Origin of the sequence: Massiliimicrobium timonense (assembly GCF_002160865.1) — a bacterium.
In the GTDB taxonomy this organism is placed as follows: domain Bacteria; phylum Bacillota_I; class Bacilli_A; order Erysipelotrichales; family Coprobacillaceae; genus Allocoprobacillus.
In genome coordinates, this window is the sequence record NZ_NFLJ01000036.1 from 1 (window position 1) to 21,111 (window position 21,111).

A 21,111-nucleotide genomic window follows, 5' to 3' on the forward strand; every position below is an offset into this window, starting at 1 on the left:
CTTTATCCCATCTTTAACAACATCTTCCATAAGATATGTACTATCATCACTATAATCAGTATGTACATGGTAATCACAAAGCATAATATTCCCCCCCTTTACATATAGTTTAACAAAAAAATATAAAGTTAAAAATGATTTTCTTTATATATTTGTAAATTTCATTTACAAATGGTGAAACAAACAAAGACATTTTTTTAAATGAACTTTGAAACTCTTCAACAGATATTTTTTCTTTTTATGATTTTTGTTAGAGTATGGTTGCAGGAGGGAAATCTATGGAAAGTATCAAAAGTATAAGACATGTCCGTTTATGGCAAATCTATCAAAATAGTTATTTAAGTTATTTTTTGATGTATAACTTTTATTATTTATCTTGGGCATTATTTAGTGCCTTAATTTCTGTTTATTTAATGAATATGGGATTTAGAGCGAGTGATGTTTCACTTGTTGTATCTGCTTCATTTTTAACTTCATTAATAACACAGCCTATAATTGGAAAATGGAATGATCAATATGATATGAAGGTTGTCAATACCATATTATTTGTGATTGCTATTATTGGAGCTATTCTTTTTCAAGTTATCGCTGGATATTTGATAGATTTTTATTCTTGTGATATATTTTATTTGATTTTAGTTTTATTATCTATCGCTGGAATGGTGATTTGTCTTTTCTATCGTATTCCAAGTGGTCGAGATCAGCGTTTATTTGATTAGGAGGATGTTTATGAAATTTCAAGATAAAGTTGTTGTTGTGACAGGTGGTGCAAAAGGCATTGGAAAATGTATTGGTGAAATGTTTCAAAAAGAAGGCGCTCATGTCTGTGTAATTGATGTTGAGGAAAATGATTACTTTCAAGGTGATCTAGCAAACCAGCATACTTTAGAACAGTTTCATCAAAAAGTTATTCAGGATTATGGACATATTGATTATATGATTCATAATGCGAAACCTCTTTTTAAAGGGGTTGATGAGTGTAGTTATGATGAATTTCAATATGCTATGTCAGTAGGTGTGACAGCTCCATTTTATTTAACACAGTTATTTAAAGATGATTTTAAAGAAGGAGGATGTATAGTAAATATTTCTTCTTCACGTGATCGTATGAGTCAGCCTCAAAGTGAAAGCTATAGTGCAGCTAAAGGAGGTATACGTGCTTTAACACATAGTTTGGCTATTTCTTTAGCAGGAAAAGTGAGAGTCAATTCTATTTCACCAGGTTGGATTCAAACTGAATCAGATCCAACGATTTATCAAGGAAGTGATATGACACAACATCCTGTCAAGCGTATTGGTAAAGTAGAAGATATAGGACATATGGTTTTGTTTTTATGTAGTGATGAAGCAAGTTTTATAACAGGTGAAAATATTTGTATTGATGGTGGTATGACAAAACTAATGATTTATCATGGTGAACATGGTTGGCAATATCATAAATAAAAAACAGGCTAGAAATCAGCCTGTTTTTAAAATTCATCTTCTTTGATAATATCAATTGTAGAAAAACGTCCTTTTTCAATCATCTGTGAAACACGTTTTTTTCTTTGAATATTTTGATCATAATGAAGTGTAAAAATATAATAGGAAGAGCATTGTTCCAAATATTAATGATGACAAGAATAAAGCGGTTATGTAGATTAATATTTATGGCAGTATAAACTCACTTATCTTAAAAAGAAAAATAGTGATTTTTTAAATATACGACATATTATGTGCAAATTCCTGTATAACCAAAGCGTTGTTACTAATCATAAATCATAAATAGAAGATGTTTTGAGGATTGTTTGAATAAATTATCAGCTTTACAAGGAATAACATATTCTCTATAGTGTCAAGGGTATTAAGATATATTGATTCGTTGTATAATGATGTGACAACCTTATCAAGCATGTCATATTATCCAATACATATTCAAATTACAGATTTATTTATAGCTTGTTACAGTGCAAAAGATGTATGGAAAAAAGTAAATTCATGTATTGGATGTGGACAATATGAAAGTGTTTGTCCACAACTATAGAATTTATTCTCTTATTAAAAAATAATTTTGATTGACTATCAGGCTCAGGGTGAAAAATACGATTCAGATAATTCCAAAATTCTGGATAATTTTTCTGAATCTATAGGAAATGATTTTGTAATGTATTTTGGAATCTTTTCCATTATATGTGTACCTGTATATCTATGATTGAAGCGCCACTCCTGTTCATGCAGAAAAAGTGGCAACGAACTTTTTGTAACACTCTGATATATCCCAGCAATATTATTCTTGATATTTCCCGCAATGATATTTAGCCATTTGAGTCTGTGTTCTGTTTCGCTGTATGCTATTTTCTCGGATCTTAATGTCAATTCCTTTGATGAATCAGAAATATTGTTTTTTTCATCTATATTCAATACCCTTTTAGATTATACTTTTGCTCTCATATGAAAGAACTTATGAATAAAGTTTTTATTGTCTACCGGAATGACTGAAAGCTTGATATATTTGGGATATTCATTTTCCTTGTCTGTTGATACTATCATGGATACTGACTGCTGTTCAGTAGCCATCCCTAGACTTTTCATTTGTTTTGGCACCAATATAAATGGTATTTGCTTCATAGTACATGCTATCCAGTATCTTTTCACTGTTTGATAATGTCATGAGAATACGACATTTTCTGCATAGCTTGAGTGCTGTCTTGTAGATGATATCCAATTGTGAAGTCATTTTTATTGCTGAATAGCCTTTGTTTGCAGAAAAGAATAAATATAAACCCAAGATGAGATTGAAAAGTGGCAGCTTGTTATCTTGAAAGATAGTCCCGGCAAAAAGATAATGCTGATGAACACACTTGACACATTCAAAAACATTTCTGTTTTCTAATATTGAAGTAATTGCTAACATAGCTTTAGGATTATGACTATATTTATTGATGATTTACATCATAGAATTTTTTGTTTACGTTTATTTACAGACATTATGATTACCTCATAAGCTATTATATTAAAGACGAGAAAACAAAGATGCAATGCAACCAAGATTTAACTACGTTTTTTTGTGCTAAAATCATTTTTAAAATTTTTAAATGATTTTATTAACTCTGCAACAAGTAGTCAAAAAGTAATAAAAAATAAGAATAAAACTTGATTTAAAGTTGACTTGAAGGTTTATAATATTCTTAGAAAGGGGGCTTACTTATGGCAAGTCAAAAACCAGTTCCAGGAACAAATGGAAATCATTATGTGGCTTATGGTGAACGTACAGGAAAGGAATCTATTGTTTATTTTACAAGAGATCTTTCAGCAGAAGGATTATCTAAAATTTATCAACGTATTCAAGGACATTTTAAAGAAAAGGTAGCTATTAAATTGCATACTGGAGAACAACATGGTCCTAATATTATTCCTCGACCATGGGTAGAAAAACTTGTGAAAGAACAATTACCAGAGGCAACGATTGTCGAAACAAATACTTATTATGAGGGAGATCGTTATACAACGGATCAGCATCTTAAAACTTTGGAAGTCAATGGTTGGACGTTTTGTCCAGTAGATATTATGGATGCCAATGGCACAATTGATTTACCAGTCAAAGATGGCAAATGGTTTGATCATATGACAATGGGAAAAACACTTGTTGATTATGATTCAATGCTTGTTTTGACACATTTCAAAGGTCATTCTAAGGGAGGATTCGGTGGTTCCAATAAAAATATAGGTATTGGTTGTGCTGATGGCCGTATTGGGAAAAAGATGATTCATACAACACCGGGTTCTGATGATATGTGGGATATTTCTAATGAGGAATTTATGGAACGTATGACAGAGTCTGCTAAAGCAGTTGTTGATTATTTTGGGGAACATATTGTTTATATCAATGTGATGCGTAATATGTCTGTTTCTTGTGATTGTGAAGGAACAGCAGCTGCACCAGTTGTGACACCCAATATCGGTATTTTAGCTTCACTTGATATTTTAGCGATTGATCAGGCATCTGTTGATTTGGTTTATGCTTTAAAAGAAGATCAACATCATGATTTGGTAGAAAGAATAGAATCACGTCATGGTTTACGTCAGTTATCTTATATGAAAGAATTGCATATGGGAAATGATTTGTATCAGCTTATAGATATTGATCATGATGATCAATGCATTTCATTAAAAGAAGCTGTGAAAGATGTTGTTCCATTTACAAAATAAAGGTTCAAGGACATTCCTTGAGCCTTTTTACAAAAGTTGAAAATGTTTAAGACCATCTAAAATCCCATCTTCATTTACACTTTGACAAATATATCTGCCATGTTTTTTGACTTCTTCACTTCCATTGCCCATCACAATTGGATAACCAACAATATCTAGCATTTCTATATCGTTATGACCATCACCAAAAGCCATCATTTCTTCCTTTTGGAAACCTAAATAATGTTGTAAGGCTTGAATTGCTGCTGCTTTGCCTCCTTTTTGAGGAACAATGTCATAAGCATAATCATGCCATCTTGTGACTTTGATATATTTTGTATTTTGTATGATCTCTTGGATTTCTTTTTCATCGACATATGGGTCAATTTGATAAATATTGTTGATATTGATATCTTGGCAAATAGGGGGAATCATTGTAGAAATGGATGCTTGAGCATCTTTGACTCTTTGATTGACATGATTGATATACATGCGATTATTTTCAATAAATAAACAAGGATAATGTTTTTCTTTAACAACTTTCACGATTTCCTGCACATCCTGTGCGTCTATTTTTTGGTCGTAGATAACTTGATCATGAACAAGGCAATATCCACCATTTAATAATAAATAACCATCAAATTCAAATTGTTGATTGATTTTTAATTCTTCCAGTTCGAGCATATGTCTACCAGAGGCAATAAAGAGCTGAATCCCTTGATTCCTTAATTGTTGTAATCCCTGAATCACGTTTTCTTGAACCAAAGGTTTTTGTTTGGAAATCAAAGTTCCATCTATATCAAAAAAGATTGCTTTTATCATTATATCTTCACTCCTTTTATAAAAAGCCTATAGATTAACGATAAGCATCTATAGGCAATATATTTACTCTAATGTGACATGTTTTTTTGTCTTTTCTTCTGGATGAATATTATTTCTTCTTTTCCCAATCATATCTAAGACTTTTAATCTAAAGACTGTTGTTGCTTTCATCATATTTGTATTGAATTGAAAATCTTCGTGATGATAATGTTTCATTAAAATCTTTAAAGCTTCATATTTATCATCTTCATCTACAAACTCAATTTCTCCATGTCCAATGACACTGGCATAACCCATTGTACAAGACATTCTTTCATCATAAAGAATGATATTGTGTTAACAATCCATTTCAAAAGTTGCCTTATTATTTTGTCTGATTAAATCTAGCTTTGTCCCTTGATTGGCACTATGAAAATAAAGATATAACTGTCCATCTTCAATATTCACACCAAAATTCAATGGAACAATATAAGGATATTCCTGATCAAAGAAAGCCAAACGACATGTATCACATTTATTCATAATATCCATAATATCATGAAAATCTGTAATTTCTCTATCTTTTCTTCTCATTGCATTAACCTCACTTTTCTTTTATCTCTAGTATACAGGATATAATTATATGATTCAATCGGGATATTATAATTCTTCACCATGAGAAGCAATCACTTTCTTATACCAGTCATAAGAATCTTTTTTGCTTCTTTCTAACGTTCCATGTCCTTCATTATCTCTATCGACATAGATAAATCCATAACGCTTCTTCATTTCTCCTGTTGTAAATGATACACAGTCAATACATCCCCATGGTGTATATCCCATTAAATCAACACCATCTTCTTCAACTGCTTTCTTCATCTCCTGAATATGGGCTCTTAAATAATCAATGCGATATGGATCATGACAGCTTCCATCCGCTTCTTTAACGTCGATTGCGCCAAATCCATTTTCTACAATAAATAATGGTTTTTCATATCTTTCATAGAAAATATTCAAAGCATATCTTAACCCTTCTGGATCAATTGCCCATCCCCAGTCAGATACTTTGATATATGGGTTTTCTACACTGTATTCACTTGAACCATCAGTTGCAGTAGAAACATCTTTATGTGCTGTAGAATCAACAGTATTTGTCATATAATAACTAAATCCAATATAATCCACTGTTCCTTCTGACAAGATTTTTTTATCTTCTTCTGTTATATCAATATCAAATCCTTTTCTTTCAAACATCTTCAATGCATATGCTGGATAATGTCCTCTCACTTGTACATCACAGAAGAACCAGCGATCATGCATCATTTGTGTTGATAATACCATATCAGCAGGACGACATGAATATGGATAAATAGGAACCATTGCTATCATGTTTCCAATCTTGAAATTAGGATTAATTTCTTTACCTGCTTTGACAGCTAGTGCACTGGCAATAAGAGTATGATGAGCGCATTTATACATCGCTTCTTCTGGATTATCATAATTTCCAAAATGAACTCCACTGTTTGTCCATCCAAAGATATCATTCTTGTAATTCATCTGATTGTTAATTTCATTGAAAGTCATCCAGTATTTGACTTTATCTTTATATCTTTCAAAGCAGACTTTTGCAAACTTCACAAAGAAATCAATAGTCTTTCTGTTCATGAATCCACCATATTCTTTAGCTAAATGATAGGGCATTTCAAAATGAGATAATGTAATAACGGGTTCAATACCATATTTCAATAATTCATCAAACACATCATCATAGAACTGTAATCCTTCTTCATTGGGTTCATCTTCATCACCTAATGGAAAGATACGTGTCCATGCGATAGATGTTCTAAAACATTTAAAGCCCATATCCGCAAACATAGCAATATCTTCCTTGTAGTGATGATAGAAGTCAATCCCAACATGATTAGGATAATAGTTACCTTCAATCACACCATCAGTAATCACTCTAGGAACACCATGTGCTCCAGCAGTCATTACATCAGCAACACTTAAACCCTTAGATGTTTCAAGAACACCACCTTCAAATTGATGGGCAGCTAAAGCACCACCCCATAAAAAATCTTTACTTAAAACCATATTACGCCTCCTTTATACTTATAAATTTATTATATAAAATTCACTTTAAATGAACAATAATATATTTCTATTATATTTAAAATTGAAACAATTACAGAATGAGAACTTACAAAACGTGAAAATATTGTTGAAAAACTTTTTTTAAAGATAAAATCATCACAATTATCGAAATCATTATTTGAACAATTAATAATATAGGGTTTTCTATACAATATTGAATACAATTTAACATTGGATAAAAAGATATATCTTTGAAACAATCTATCTGATTATAAATAAGAAATAAAGGAATAACAAACAGACATAAACTTATAAATAATGTTGTCATAGTATGTCTGGCTTTCACACTAATCATCAATAAAAAACTCGTTAAGCTCATGCAAATAATAAATTTAATCAACCCATCTATAAGAAACAAATGACCTAAAGTCAATACAGAAGGTAAAGATCGAAAAGTTGGTATAGAAATGACAGATGCTCCTAAAGATGAAAAACCATAGACACTATGTAAAAAGATAAGAGGTGTTCCATAAAAAATGCTCATCCCTATTCCTATTATAATAACACATCCTATAATTTTTAATTCTAGGATTCTATGATTTCCATTAATTGTTATTTGACTAACTTCATTAACATGATTTTCATATTCAATATTAATAACTTGATATAAACTTAGTGACAAGAAAATCATCAGCATTAAACTAGGTGCTAAACTCCATGAAGAAGATAAAAAATATTCCTCATACGGGCGTTCATAAACAAATTCAGCTTGGGGATGTTTTTGAATCCACTCATATTGTTCCTTGACATCATTAAAAACATTCTCTCCTATCAACTTCATAGAAATATTTTCTTTAAGAGATTGCTTTTTTTGTGATGTGAGATTGATATTATTTTCAATTTTTTCTATTTGTTGATGCAATGAATCAAAATAATCCTGCTGTTGTTCAATCCATTTTATTTTGTCATCAGTAAGAGGTCCTTGTAAATATTGCATATAACTTTGATAAATAGAAGATTCACTATCCATATAAACAGAAACATGATGATATTGATAATATTGTAAAAATAAACTTAAAATAATGAGAAAACCAACTTTTTGTATTTTTATCATCTTATAAAATTCAAAACTGCATAAAGAAGACAAATGAAGACAATGTTTAAATACAAAATGAGCATTTCTCAAAGAAAAATCTCTTTTACAAACATAGATACATATACAACTTATACTCCCAAAAATCAGTCCAGCTATTATAATAAAAATATGTAAATGATAAAGAGTTGTTGGCAATCCAAAAACAGATATATATCGATATGTTTTTAAATAAATATCTGTTTGTAGAAATGAAATCATATTGATATACTTCAATAAATAAAGTGAACTTAAGGGATGAATCATCAAATAACTGAAAACTTCTACTACAAAAAATACCAATATAGATATCCAAGATAAAATTCTATTTTTCAATACCAAACATAAATTCATCATTATTATACCTAATAATGATAATACCAATATTTTAAATCCTATCATCAGACCAATCCACTGTTTGACATTCATTTGTAAAGGACATTGTCTATAATGAGCCATTGACTGAATACTACGCGACAAATCTCCCAATCCACAGTTCCATGCCATATAACCTAATTTTCCTGCATATACCAAAAAACAAATTATACTCGTTATCAAAAACATGACAATGAACTTTGCTATAATTACTTTCATATATCCATTTTGACTTAATTTCAACAAATTCATCAATCCATTTTCTCTTTCTTCCATAATCAGATAATAGGATAAACTCAAGACAATAATCACTAAAAACAAACTCGTAAAATCAAATGAAAACACCATTTCTAGAGGATATTGGATATCATATGTCACTTCAACATGGGTTAACTTTTGAAAATCTTTAGCACTTCTTTCTATTTCATTTTGATTTTGATGACTTTGAAAAATAGAAATTCCTGAAAGTTGTTGAGCCTGTTGTTGAATATCTTTAATATATTGAAAATAAGTCTTTAATTGTGTCATTTCGTCAAACATCATTTCTAAAAATTGAGCATCTTGTTCTAAAGACGATGTATATTGAGGCTGATGATTACTGATATACTCTTGTTGATAATTTTCAACATTAGGATTCTCTTGTAAAAGTTCTTCGATAATTGAAGCATTTTTTTGCTCATTTTGACGTAATTGCGTTAACTGTTCCAAAATCATAAATGACTGATATTTTTCATACTCTTTTTTTGTAAATTCATAACGTTTTTCATTAGGCAAGGAAAGTAAAGTCTGATGAAATTTTTGATAAGCAGATAAGGGAATCTTTTGATTTAAACTTACTGAAAAAAGAAAAAATTGACTTAACAAAAGCAAAATAAGAATAACAATAAAGCTTTTACGTCCTCTCATTTTTATAAATTCATACTTGATTAAAGGCATCATATATCATCACCAAAAATCTTTAAATAAACATCTTCTAAGCAATGAACTTGAAATTGTTTTAGCAAATCTTCTTTTTTTCCTTTTCCAACAATGATACCATCTTTTAAAAAAACAATTTCTTTCGCAAGATTTTCTACATCAGAAACAACATGAGTTGCAATAAAAACAATATGATCATTTGATAGATGAGATAAAACATTTCGTAGTGATACACGTTCTTTGGGATCAAGTCCTGTTGTTGGTTCGTCAAGCAATAAAAGTGATGGATTATTCAAAAGTGCTTGAGCTACTAATATTCTTTGCTTCATACCACCTGAATATGTCTTACATTTTTGTTTGAGAAATTTGTCCATATTCACCAATTGAGCAACTCTATTCACTTCATTTTTTAATTTCTTTTTCTCTATCCCTTTCAACAAAGCCATATAAGTTAAAAATTGTAATCCTGTCATATCTTCATAAAGTCCTTGTTGCTGTGGAGCATAGCCAATATCTAGAAAATAATGTTGCCCCCAATCATCTATTTTCTTATGTTTCCATAAAATTTGTCCTTTTGTTGGTTTAAGCTGACGGCATATAAGTTTCATTAATGTTGATTTCCCTGAGCCATTAGGTCCCAATAATGCATAAATACCTTCATCCAAACAAAGATCAACGTGTTTTAAAACTTGATATGTTCCATAATTTTTATATACATTTTTCATTTCTAACATACTAATCACCTATCTGCTTTATCGTTTGATATTCATTTTGATCGTTGAGAAAATCTTTTTTAGAAATACAACCAATAAATGTCTTATCAACCTCGAATTGCATTGTTCCTGCCCATGTCTTTTCATCATGTCCAATACGATCATATTGGACTAATAGATTATCATGCATTTGAGCTAAAATCGTTACTGCTTCTGTTGGTTTTCTAGTATAATGATGTAATTCAATCATTTTGGGTGAATGAACATCAATGGCATACATATGTGAATAAACTTCATTTTCATCATCATATTCCATCAATACGATATAATCATCCACTATATCAGAGAAATAATATTGATGATTTTGTGGTAAACTCATCAATGTTTTTATTTCCTGTGTTTTTATATCATACATATTTAATTTTTCACCATCACGATAATATATTTTTTTACCATCACATAAATCATAATCATCAAATTTTTGTGATACTCTATACATATCTTTTGTATCAACATCAACACTTGTAAAAATAGTCTTTGCATTCATACATATTTCATCATATTTTTGAGTATTCCCTTGTTCTAGATATTCGGTTATATTTTCAGGATAATCAAAGCCTTCTAAAATAAGTTTTCTACCATCAACACCTGCAATCATCATATCTGGTGCATCACATACTTTTTCACACTTTCCACTTTCTAAATGGATACGATACAACCCTCTTGCTTCATCTGTAACAATAGTATTATCTCCATTCATCTTATATTCTTTTTCCTTTCCCATAATGACATAAACATATTGAGAATCAAAAGCACAATTTGTATCCACAAAATGATAACCATCTTGACAATGATATAAGACTTGGCGATTTTGACCATCTAAATCCATTTTGGTCATTTGTGGTCCTGTTCGTTGACTTTCTCCTAAAGCATTTATTTCCATAGATCCGGTACTATTCATCATATATAAATGATTCCCATACACAAATAAAGAGCTCATAGAATCAAATGGTGAAAGATAAGATGTACAGTTTTCATCTTTGTGTTCACAGCCTGATTGCTTACATAAATAAACTTCCTGATGTGTTTGATAATCACAATAAGCTAATCGACTATTTTCACCATCATTATGAATACGATAAAAACCTTTGTCATTTCCATCACCATATGTTGTATATCGCCTATCTTTCATCGTTAAATTTTCTTTTTGGATATTCGTTTTATGGTCAGTTCCTATTTCATTTTGCTGACATCCGCATAACAATATAAAACATAAAATCATTAATATCTTTTTCATACTTTTTCACCCCACATTCATCATAACAATAAGATGTATCTAAATTGTAAAAAAAAGAGTTCTTTTCAATGTTGTTTTAAAAGAACTCCATAATTCATATCTTTACTTAATATTTATAATAGTTTCAGGTGTTCCCAATAATTGAACACCTATTGATAACTGCATTGATTCTGGTTCTTGATCATTTTGACAATAAACTCTTATTTTTAAAATCTGTGACTCATAACCATATTGGTTGTATGACCAATCTTCAATATCATCCAACTCTAAATACTCAATCATATGCCAAGCCATATTTTGACATTGCTTTTCAGTATAATTTTTCCCATTTGCATCTACTACCATAATACTATCAATTTTTTCCGTATCTTTTTCACATGAAAAAGATATATTTTTATAATCTTTATCCATCCTTAAAAGCTGATCCAAATAAGGGTCTTTTTGATCATAAATTGTTCCAAAAGTAATAGGATATCGATCTTGACTTGTTTCTAGTATATCCTGATCAATCACTTTGTATTGCATTAATTTTTCAATTTCTCTTGAAAAAATATTTTGTAACTCTGTGATTCTCTTTTGAGCAGACTGACTATAAAGTTCTTTATTTTTCACAACGTATTGTGGTGAATTCTCATTATGATCATTGGAATAATAATCATTATAGATAGCTTGCACTATAGGGTGATTTTCAATAATTTTTTTCAAATTTGTTGTTTCTATTGTTTTAATATGTGAAAAATCATAATAATCTATGCTATAGACAACAATATAAGGCATAGCCAGTGATAATGATATAATAAGAAAACATATGATTTTGATTTTATATTTTTTCATGATTGACCTCCAAAGCAAAAGACATCGTTGTTCCATTATTAAGCTGCGATTGAATTTGCAAGGAACTATGATGTAATTCTAGAATACGTTTGACAATGGTTAATCCTAATCCTGCACCACCCATAGAGCGAGAACGAGATTTATCTGCCATATAGAATGGTTCTGTTGCCTTTTCTATCGCTTCTTGACTCATACCAATCCCCTGATCACGAATAGAAAAAATAACATGCTGTTGACACTTGTGAATACTCACCTTAACATATTGATTATCTTGACTTGCTTTCAATGCATTATCAATCAAGTTTCTCAACAATACAAATAATAACTCTTCTTGTGATAATACACAAACATCATCATAGTCTATGATTAAACGCTCTTGTTTATTTTGACCGAGATAATAGTTTTTAATTTGTTTTATCACATCTTTTATTTTTACACATTGCCATTGAATCGTTCGATTATTTAAAGCTAATAAATCCATTAAAGTATATGCTAAGCTTTCTAGACGTCTTCCCTCATGATAAATATATTGAGCTGCTTTTTGTCTTGTTTCCTCATCACAATCACAAGTCCTTAATAAATCTGCAAATCCTAAAATAGCTGTCATTGGTGTTTTAATTTCATGAGAAAAACTTGCCATAAATTCTTCTTTTTGAACAACATTATCTTGTAATTGTTGAATGCGTTGTTCATTCATTTGTGCCATATAGTCAAAACTCTGTGATAACTCACCAATCTCATCTTGACTTTGAATACATGTTCTTTCACTATATTGCCCACTTGCTATTCTTTTTGATACTTCATTCAATTTTAAAATAGAACGTGTTAAATAATGAGAAAGAACTTTTAAAATGAAGGAAGCCCCAATAAGCAAGAAACATCCAATGATTAAAAAACTTTGTAATTGTCTATCTCTTTCCTTATATACAAAAGACATATCATAGCACGTTTCAAGATAATAAATATCTGTCCCTACAGTAAAAGAAGAAGTCACAAACATATATTGATTCTTTTGTATTGATTGCATAAAATAGGTGTGATTATGTTCTGATGAAATATAAGGCTTCAAATTTTCATTCATATCTGTATATAATATTTGATTATTATCATGTATCAAAGCATAATATCCATTTTTTTCAACATCTTGAAACTGTTGAACATAATAAATCATCTTATTTTGAATTTGCTGGTTATCTTTTGAATAATATCCTTGAAGACTTATGCTATCCTGAAATAGTCTTGATTCTAATGTATAAAGCTCAATTTGATGGTGTGATAAATATTGATCGCGTGTTGTTTTTAAAAGCGTTACATGATTTTGATAAATCATCAATAACATTCCTATTGAAAACATGATTGCTAAAATTACCAGACAGCTATATATAATTTTTTCAGAAAACTTCATTGTTGTACCTCCAGCATATAGCCTATACGATAAACTGTTTTAATAGCATGTTGCCAATTTAATTTTTTACGTAATCTTTGAATATGTAAATCTAAAGTTCTTGTTTCTTCCTTATCATCATTCCAGACTTTTTGATATAAAACATCTCTATATAATGCAATATTTTTATTTTGAACTAAAAAAAGTAATAATTCATATTCCATATGTGTTAGATAGATTCTCTTTCCGTTTTGTATCACTAGTCTTTGATTAAGGTCAATTGTAATATCTAAAACTTTTATCTCATTTAAGCTTTTATGGTAACGTCTTAAAACACTTTCCACTCTTGCTAGTAGCTCATCAATAGAAAATGGTTTTACCAAATAATCATCTGCTCCCATTTTTAATCCTTTTACTCTTTCTTCCACTGTTGATTTAGCACTGATAAAAATGACGGGAACATTTTGTGGCTTAATATACTGCATCAATTCGTATCCATCAATAAAAGGTAACATAATATCTAATAAAATTAAATCATAGTGGTGATAATCAATCAGTATAGACCCTTCTTTTCCATTTTGAGCATAATCGCATTGATAACCCGCTCTTGTTAAATTCATTCCAATTAAATCTCTAATCGCCATTTCATCTTCTACAATTAATATTTTCAATATCATCACCCCTCACATAAAATCATATCAAAAAGTTGTATCATTATTGTATCATAAAAAAAGCTTACGACTGAGCGTAAACTTTATTGAATAACAAATTCACTATAATATGCTTTTTCATCATAATCACTGCCACCTCTAAAATCCTGTATTTCCTTACCAATACGATATTCACCATTTGACAAAGAACCATAGAGATCTTCCCATTGGATATCCCAATGTGTAAAATCCTGTTTTTGAATAGTGTAACTCACATCTGACCAGACAGGTTTTTGAGGTGTAGGAAGTTCCTGCCACTTTCCATCTCTCTTTTCTTCAACCCAATACTTCTCTCCCGTTTGCAAATCTCCTGTGACTTCTCCACCATTTTGACTACAAATCAACGTTAAACCCGTATCTGTTACATTGTCAACATTAAGAACAATGCCCCAAGAATCATCTGTTTCCACTAATTGTAGCGATGATTCTGACTTAGAGACAGATGACTTTTGTGTTTCTTGACATCCTACAATCATTAAACATAATAAACATACAATTAAAATTTTTTTCATAAATACTCCTATTTAAATAAACATGTTGCCGCAATGGCTTTTTGCCATTGTTGATAATATTGTAAAGCTTTTTGAAAATCCATTTGTGAATGATATGTCTTTGAAATGAGATGTCTACTTTTAATAGCTTCTTGACTTTCATAAAAACCAATCGCTAATCCAGCCAGATAAGCTGCTCCTAAAGCTGTTGTTTCTTTGACTTGTGGTTTCATAATATCAATATTTAAAAGATCACTTTGATACTGCATTAAAAACTCATTGTCAGTTGTTCCACCATCAACAGATAAATGTGTTAATGTCAGATGTGCCTCTTTTTTCATGACTTCTATCACATCACGACTTTGATAAGCAATGGATTCCAATGCTGCACGAACAATATGCTGACGTGTTGTCCCTCGTGTTAAACCAAAAATTGTGCCTCTTACATCATTATCCCAGTATGGTGTTCCTAGTCCAACAAACGCAGGTACTAGATAAACACCCTCATTATCATCTAGAGATTTGGCCATTGCTTCTGTTTCACTGACATGAGCAAATAACTGTAAACCATCTCTTAACCATTGCATCACACTACCACCAATAAAAACTGAACCTTCTAAAGCATAAGTCATTTGACCATTCATTCCCCAAGCAATCGTTGTGAGTAAACCATGATGTGAAACGACCGGTTTTTCACCTGTATTCATTAAAATAAAACATCCTGTTCCATAAGTATTTTTGATATCACCTGATTGAAAACATGTATGTCCAAACAAAGAAGCCTGTTGATCTCCTGCTACCCCACAGATAGGTGCTCTAAAATGTAGACCACTTAATAACGTTTCATCACTATACCCATAAATACAAGATGATTCTTTGACTTCTGGTAACATTGTTTTAGGAATATCAAAGAGTTTCAATAAATCATCATCCCATTTTAAATCATAAATATTATAAAGCAAAGTTCTTGATGCATTGGTATAATCTGTCGCATGGACTTTTCCTCCCGTTAATTTCCAAATCAGCCATGTATCAATTGTCCCAAACAAAAGATGATCTTTATTCATATTTTCAACATGATCTAAAATCCATCTTATTTTACTGGCACTAAAATAAGGATTAATGATCAAACCTGTTTTATCTTGAATCATTGGACTATAGCCATCTTTAATCAGCTGATCACAAATATCCTGTGATTGTCGTGATTGCCATACAATTGCATGATAGACAGGTTCACCTGTTGTTTTATCCCATACAACCGTTGTTTCTCTTTGATTTGTAATACCAATGGCTTTAATTTGACTCGAGCGAATATTATAGATTGTAAATAAAGATTGCACAACTTCTACAACCGAATTCCATATTTCCTTAGCATCATGTTCTACCCATCCTGAATGTGGAAAATATTGTTTAAATTCTCTTTGTTGCATATAACATAATTGTCCATTTTGATCAAACAATATAGCTCTGGTACTCGTTGTACCTTGATCAATTGCTAAAATATATTCTTCCATAAGCTAACCTCCTACATCTATTGTATCAAATCTGATAATAAAAAACGACTGATTCTACATCAATCGCTCATTCCATGAAAATATTTTCATCATTGAATTTGTTCTTTTTTGACACGTTTTAATATTTCAATGGCAACTAATCCTGTCAAAATCCCTGTAGGGATGGATGTTATCAACAAGGGTATAACATAAATCATAATCCCTGCAAAAGAAAATATAAAAGATACGACGGCCACTTGTCCGATATTATGAAAAATAGCTGAAACAATGGATGTAGATACCATTGGTAGTTGAATAAATTTATAAATAATTGCTAAAGCTAAACTACTTAAAAAGACACCACCACAACTAATAAAGAAAGGATTTTGCATAAATATACCAGTTAATAAACTAGAAACAAAAACTCTAAAAATATTAACAATAAACATTTCTTTGACACCATAAAGATGAACAACAACCAATGAAATAATATTGGCCAGTCCTAGTTTTGCTCCTACTGGTAATGGAACAGGAATCATCGCTTCCACTGTATGTAAAACAATCGCAATAGCACTTAATAAAGCCAAATAGATCATTTTTCTTGTTTTTTTATGATTCATACTACATTGTTACTCCTTTTTTGAATATAATCTAAAGCTATTTGTTTTAATGTCATATATTGTTGATAAACATGAGGATTGACTGGTGATAAACGATCAAAAGAACGCTCAACCCAATGATATTCTTGAATATATTGAACAGAACATGGATAATACAAATCAAAGATAAAGGCAATGTAAGATAACCACATATCTATATGTGTCTGTCGGTCAGGAGCATATATCAATTGTTCATGTAAAAATTGTTGATAAATCTTATCTGAAATAGATTCCTGATTGACCTGTTCTAAACTGACATATAAAAGATCCTCTATTCTTTCTTCTTCCTTGACCCTAAAATTATCTAATTTATCTCCATCTCTTATTAAATGAATAAATAATAATGTACGCTCATCAAAACCATCTTCTATACGATAACGATTATGCTGTTCTATTGCATTTTTGATAATGTCATCATATTGAGAGTCAGAAATAAATTCACGAATCAATCCTTTACCAAATAATAACTGACTTGAAAATAAAGCATGATCAATGGTTTTATGATCAGCAAAACTTTGATATTGCATCCATTGTTCAAAACGTCCAATATCATGCAATAAAGCAATCAACATCGCTAAATCTGTATCTTCTTTAGACAAATGTAAATGTTGACATAAATATTCACAACATTCTACAACTTTATATGTATGCACGACTTTCAAACGAATAGAAGGAATGGTCATATCATAAGAGCTGATATAATTTTGAAAAGCTTTTTGAGCTTGAATAAAATCAATCATGATGAATAACCTCCAATAAAGTCTGCATATCTTCTAAAGTGAGTTGTCCCGGTGCTGAAGATTGTCCTACACTGGCAAAAGTAATAGATGAACCAACCATTTCTCCCACAATTCTTGTGATTTTTCCGATCTTTCCCATTGACATTGTCACAAGTGGTCTTGTGAGCCTTTGTGACATTTCCATTGTTGTATTCAGTAATTGAATCACATCTTTAAAAGAAAAAGGCATAACAGCTATTTTACAAATATCTGCTCCCATAATTTCCATCTTTTCCAGACGCTCTTTCATTTCCATCACAGCTGGTGTTTTTTCAAAATCATGGTAAGACATCAACACCTTCACATGATTTTGATGAGCGATTTCAACCAACTGATAAACTAACATATTCCCACTTTCCAGTTCAATATCTACAATATCAATACATCCACTTTGACATGCTGTTTGAACCAGTGATAAATATTCTTGATCACTCAGTTGAATGTGTCCACCCTCTTTTAAAGAACGATACGTCAATAAAAGTGGTAGATTCGTCTGTTGTCTTACCTGCAATAATAATTCATGAACTTGTTTCAAATCATGGATGTTTTCATAAAAATCAATTCTTAATTCAATAAGATCACAATTTTGTAGTTCTTGTATTTGCTGGATGATCTTTTCTGTTGTTGTTTCAACAACAGGAACACAAATTTTAGGTTTTCCTTCACCTATTGTTAATTGGCGTACCTGACATATTTTCATGACTTTCCTCCTGATGACAAGCATCTAAAAATAAACAAATTTCTTTCATCGTTTCTAAAAAAGAATCTCGTAATAAAAAATGATTGCCATGTTTTATTATTTTTTGAATACCATAAGGCAATGCTTTGGCTATTTGTTTTGTATCATATTCTTTAATCATATCAAATTCACCTGCCAAAATAAGAACAGGGATACGAATTTGATGTAATTGTTGATATTCAATCTGTGGTTGTGTTAACATCAATCGATACAACTTCAATGTGAGTCTAGCTTTCTTTTGATATAATGCAAAAACAGCTAAACAAAGCATTTGTAAATAAAATGTTAATCGATAAAAAGATTTGATATAGCAAGGTTTGGTATTCGCCCCAATACTCACAACATGTTTTAAACGTAAATCACATTGAGCTAATAATAAAGCAATAATAGCTCCATCACTAAATCCAATGATATCATAAGCTTCCAATTTTAATTCATCTACAACACCCATCACATCTTTAGCCATTTGTTGATAGGATAATTCCCCAGCGTGAATACTTTGACCATGATAACGTGAATCAATACAAATACATTGATACTGTTTTGATAACTGTAAAACAGCCTGATCAAATATATGATGGTCTTCCCCATTGCCATGTAAGAATACAATAGGAAAACCTTCTCCACTAATTTGATAATAAATATCTTTCATTTCTATTCACCTTTTATCATTATAATCATTTTTTCTTGTTGAGTAAAACACTTTCTTTAAAACAAGTCAAATGAGATAGAAAAAATGAGAAAACACGGACGTTTTTCAACATATAAATTTCTTTTTTATGGGAAATATATTATATGTATTTTTATATGTTTAACACGATTTAGACTGTCTAATAATATATTAAACAAACTTTGTATTTGTGCTATAATTAATCATAAATAAGAAAACATAAAGATGAGGAGTGATTCAGATGGATATAAAAAAACTGATTGCTGATACAGAAAATAAAAATATTGAATTTAAAGAAACGTTACCTAATAATAGTCAAAAATATATTAAAACCGTTGTTGCTTTTGCAAATGGTATTGGTGGAAAAATTATTTTTGGTGTTAGCGATGATACTAGAAAAATTGTTGGAATTGAAAAAGAAAAGGCATTTAAAGTTGTTGATGCAATTACAAATGCAATATCTGATAGTTGTGAACCTGCAATTATTCCCGATATTTATTTAAAAACAATTGATGAAAAAACTTTAATTATCGTAGAAATTGACGCAGAAAGACAAAGACCTTACTATTTAAAATCTTTAGGTAAAGAAAATGGAACTTATGTAAGAATAGCGGGTACTACAAGACTTGCAGATGAAGCTATGATTAAAGAACTGACATTCGAAGGAAATAATCGTTGTTTTGATCAATCTATCTGTTTAGGATTAGAAATCACAAATGAAGATATCATCAAATTATGCAATTCTTTAAAAGAAGTAGCATTAAGAAATGCACCCGATTCGCTAAAACACACAATAAAGGATGTTACAGAAAAGCAACTTGTTTCTTGGGGAATATTAATTGAAAAGGAAGGAAAATTTTTTCCAACAAATGCATATGCCATATTAACAGGTAATGAAGCATTTCCAATGCATATTCAATGTGGATTATTCAAAGGAAATAATAGAGCGATTTTCGTGGATAAAAGAGAACTAAACGGACCAATTTATGAACAAATAGAAGAAGCTTATCAATTTGTTTTACGAAATATTCATCTTGGTGCAAAAATTAAAGGTGTTTATCGACAAGATGTATACGAAATACCTCCAGAAAGTATCAGAGAGTTAATTATTAATGCTGCAATCCATCGTAGTTATCTTGATAGAAATAACATTCAAATCGCAATTTATGATGATCGTTTAGAAGTAACTTCTCCTGGAAAACTCGCTATGGGTCAAACAATAGATAAAATGAAAGATGGTTATTCTAAGATTCGTAATGAAGCTTTAGCCAATGCTTTTTCTTATATGAATTTAATTGAGCATTGGGGCAGTGGAATCCCTCGTATTATTAACACAGTTTTAAACGCCGGGTTAAAAGAACCAGAGTTTATTGGTGGAGATATTGACTTAAGAATTAATATTTATAGAAGTCAAATTCATGATACTGACCTTGATGACCTTAATGTTGACCTTGATGACCTTAATGTTGACCTTGATGACCTTAATGTTGACCTTGATTATCAATCAATGAACCTATTAAAACTTATTCATAAATATCCAACATTGACTTATAAAGAATATGGATTAAGGTTAAATATTTCTGAAGCAACCGTAAAAAGATTATTTAATAAATTGAAATCATCTAAGATAGTCAAACGTGAGGGTTCATCTCGAAACGGAAAGTGGATCATCAACAAGAAATCACTTTAATTTTATAAAGAACCACATTATTTAAATACTATGATAATGTAGGTTCTTTTTATATAAGTTAATGAAAGTATAAAATAAATATTTATCAGCTTCGTTAATATGTTTATACAGACAAGCATTCTTACTCACTTGCTTACATAATTCCACTGTATGTTAGTTTCCAGA

Annotated in this window: 21 protein-coding genes; 4 read left to right on the plus strand and 17 right to left on the minus strand. The window is 30.3% G+C overall.

The genetic code is table 11. The annotated features are described in order from the left end of the window. Window positions 1-278 precede the first annotated feature (278 nt). Together B5E75_RS11245 and B5E75_RS11250 are read left to right on the plus strand one after the other, a co-directional pair. Window positions 279-719, plus strand: coding sequence for an MFS transporter (locus B5E75_RS11245; protein WP_087359287.1), 441 nt, complete (start codon window positions 279-281; stop codon window positions 717-719). Between the two features lie 10 nt (window positions 720-729). Next, complete coding sequence (locus tag B5E75_RS11250) at window positions 730-1,443, plus strand: SDR family NAD(P)-dependent oxidoreductase (RefSeq protein WP_087359289.1); 714 nt, start codon at window positions 730-732, stop codon at window positions 1,441-1,443. 1,102 nt (window positions 1,444-2,545) lie between these two features. On the opposite strand, the gene B5E75_RS11255 is transcribed toward B5E75_RS11250, so the two are convergent. Then, window positions 2,546-2,893, minus strand: coding sequence for a transposase (locus B5E75_RS11255; protein WP_087359291.1), 348 nt, complete (start codon window positions 2,891-2,893; stop codon window positions 2,546-2,548). A 293-nt stretch (window positions 2,894-3,186) separates the two neighbouring features. Here B5E75_RS11255 and B5E75_RS11260 point away from each other — a divergent pair, with 293 nt between their 5' ends. Continuing rightward, window positions 3,187-4,188: a DUF362 domain-containing protein gene (locus tag B5E75_RS11260; RefSeq protein WP_087359293.1), complete on the plus strand. Its 1,002-nt coding sequence runs from the start codon at window positions 3,187-3,189 to the stop codon at window positions 4,186-4,188. A 27-nt stretch (window positions 4,189-4,215) separates the two neighbouring features. Here B5E75_RS11260 and B5E75_RS11265 read toward each other — a convergent pair whose 3' ends face one another. The 16 genes from B5E75_RS11265 to B5E75_RS11335 all read right to left on the minus strand — a co-directional run bounded on the left by B5E75_RS11265 (window position 4,216) and on the right by B5E75_RS11335 (window position 19,238). Next, a complete protein-coding gene (locus B5E75_RS11265; RefSeq protein ID WP_087359295.1) occupies window positions 4,216-4,989 on the minus strand; it encodes a Cof-type HAD-IIB family hydrolase in 774 nt (257 codons plus the stop codon). Between the two features lie 63 nt (window positions 4,990-5,052). Continuing rightward, a complete protein-coding gene (locus tag B5E75_RS15105; RefSeq protein WP_420866398.1) occupies window positions 5,053-5,298 on the minus strand; it encodes a pyridoxamine 5'-phosphate oxidase family protein in 246 nt (81 codons plus the stop codon). A 27-nt stretch (window positions 5,299-5,325) separates the two neighbouring features. After that, a complete protein-coding gene (locus B5E75_RS15110) occupies window positions 5,326-5,562 on the minus strand; it encodes a pyridoxamine 5'-phosphate oxidase family protein (protein WP_420866399.1) in 237 nt (78 codons plus the stop codon). A gap of 66 nt (window positions 5,563-5,628) precedes the next feature. Continuing rightward, window positions 5,629-7,062, minus strand: a complete 1,434-nt coding sequence (locus tag B5E75_RS11275) for a 6-phospho-beta-glucosidase (protein WP_087359297.1) — start codon at window positions 7,060-7,062, stop codon at window positions 5,629-5,631. A gap of 106 nt (window positions 7,063-7,168) precedes the next feature. After that, window positions 7,169-9,508: an ABC transporter permease subunit gene (locus tag B5E75_RS11280; protein WP_087359299.1), complete on the minus strand. Its 2,340-nt coding sequence runs from the start codon at window positions 9,506-9,508 to the stop codon at window positions 7,169-7,171. Next, window positions 9,505-10,221, minus strand: coding sequence for an ABC transporter ATP-binding protein (locus B5E75_RS11285; RefSeq protein ID WP_087359301.1), 717 nt, complete (start codon window positions 10,219-10,221; stop codon window positions 9,505-9,507). Before B5E75_RS11285 ends, B5E75_RS11280 begins: the two co-directional genes overlap by 4 nt. A 1-nt stretch (window position 10,222) precedes the next feature. Next, window positions 10,223-11,497 (minus strand): hypothetical protein, encoded by a 1,275-nt coding sequence (locus B5E75_RS11290; RefSeq protein WP_087359303.1) that lies wholly within the window; start codon window positions 11,495-11,497, stop codon window positions 10,223-10,225. Window positions 11,498-11,599: 102 nt separating this feature from the next. Continuing rightward, entirely contained in the window at window positions 11,600-12,331 is a 732-nt protein-coding gene (locus B5E75_RS11295; RefSeq protein ID WP_087359305.1) for a hypothetical protein, read from the minus strand. Beyond that, window positions 12,318-13,736: a sensor histidine kinase gene (locus B5E75_RS11300; protein ID WP_087359307.1), complete on the minus strand. Its 1,419-nt coding sequence runs from the start codon at window positions 13,734-13,736 to the stop codon at window positions 12,318-12,320. Before B5E75_RS11300 ends, B5E75_RS11295 begins: the two co-directional genes overlap by 14 nt. After that, the gene (locus B5E75_RS11305; protein ID WP_420866401.1) at window positions 13,733-14,392 is read right to left on the minus strand and encodes a response regulator transcription factor; all 660 of its coding nucleotides are present in this window, start codon (window positions 14,390-14,392) and stop codon (window positions 13,733-13,735) included. The genes B5E75_RS11300 and B5E75_RS11305 overlap by 4 nt, the downstream gene beginning before the upstream one ends. Window positions 14,393-14,469: 77 nt before the next feature. After that, window positions 14,470-14,937: an immunoglobulin-like domain-containing protein gene (locus tag B5E75_RS11310; protein ID WP_087359309.1), complete on the minus strand. Its 468-nt coding sequence runs from the start codon at window positions 14,935-14,937 to the stop codon at window positions 14,470-14,472. 8 nt (window positions 14,938-14,945) lie between these two features. Beyond that, a complete protein-coding gene (gene glpK / locus B5E75_RS11315) occupies window positions 14,946-16,430 on the minus strand; it encodes a glycerol kinase GlpK (RefSeq protein WP_087359311.1) in 1,485 nt (494 codons plus the stop codon). Window positions 16,431-16,519: 89 nt separating this feature from the next. Continuing rightward, window positions 16,520-17,029: a Gx transporter family protein gene (locus tag B5E75_RS11320; protein ID WP_087359313.1), complete on the minus strand. Its 510-nt coding sequence runs from the start codon at window positions 17,027-17,029 to the stop codon at window positions 16,520-16,522. After that, window positions 17,026-17,808, minus strand: a complete 783-nt coding sequence (locus B5E75_RS11325) for an HD domain-containing protein (RefSeq protein ID WP_087359315.1) — start codon at window positions 17,806-17,808, stop codon at window positions 17,026-17,028. Before B5E75_RS11325 ends, B5E75_RS11320 begins: the two co-directional genes overlap by 4 nt. Next, complete coding sequence (aroD, locus tag B5E75_RS11330; protein WP_087359317.1) at window positions 17,801-18,547, minus strand: type I 3-dehydroquinate dehydratase; 747 nt, start codon at window positions 18,545-18,547, stop codon at window positions 17,801-17,803. The genes B5E75_RS11325 and aroD overlap by 8 nt, the downstream gene beginning before the upstream one ends. After that, a complete protein-coding gene (locus B5E75_RS11335) occupies window positions 18,510-19,238 on the minus strand; it encodes an alpha/beta fold hydrolase (protein WP_087359319.1) in 729 nt (242 codons plus the stop codon). Before B5E75_RS11335 ends, aroD begins: the two co-directional genes overlap by 38 nt. A gap of 259 nt (window positions 19,239-19,497) precedes the next feature. Here B5E75_RS11335 and B5E75_RS11340 point away from each other — a divergent pair, with 259 nt between their 5' ends. Beyond that, a complete protein-coding gene (locus B5E75_RS11340; protein ID WP_087359320.1) occupies window positions 19,498-20,946 on the plus strand; it encodes an ATP-binding protein in 1,449 nt (482 codons plus the stop codon). The last annotated feature ends 165 nt before the right edge of the window (window positions 20,947-21,111 follow it).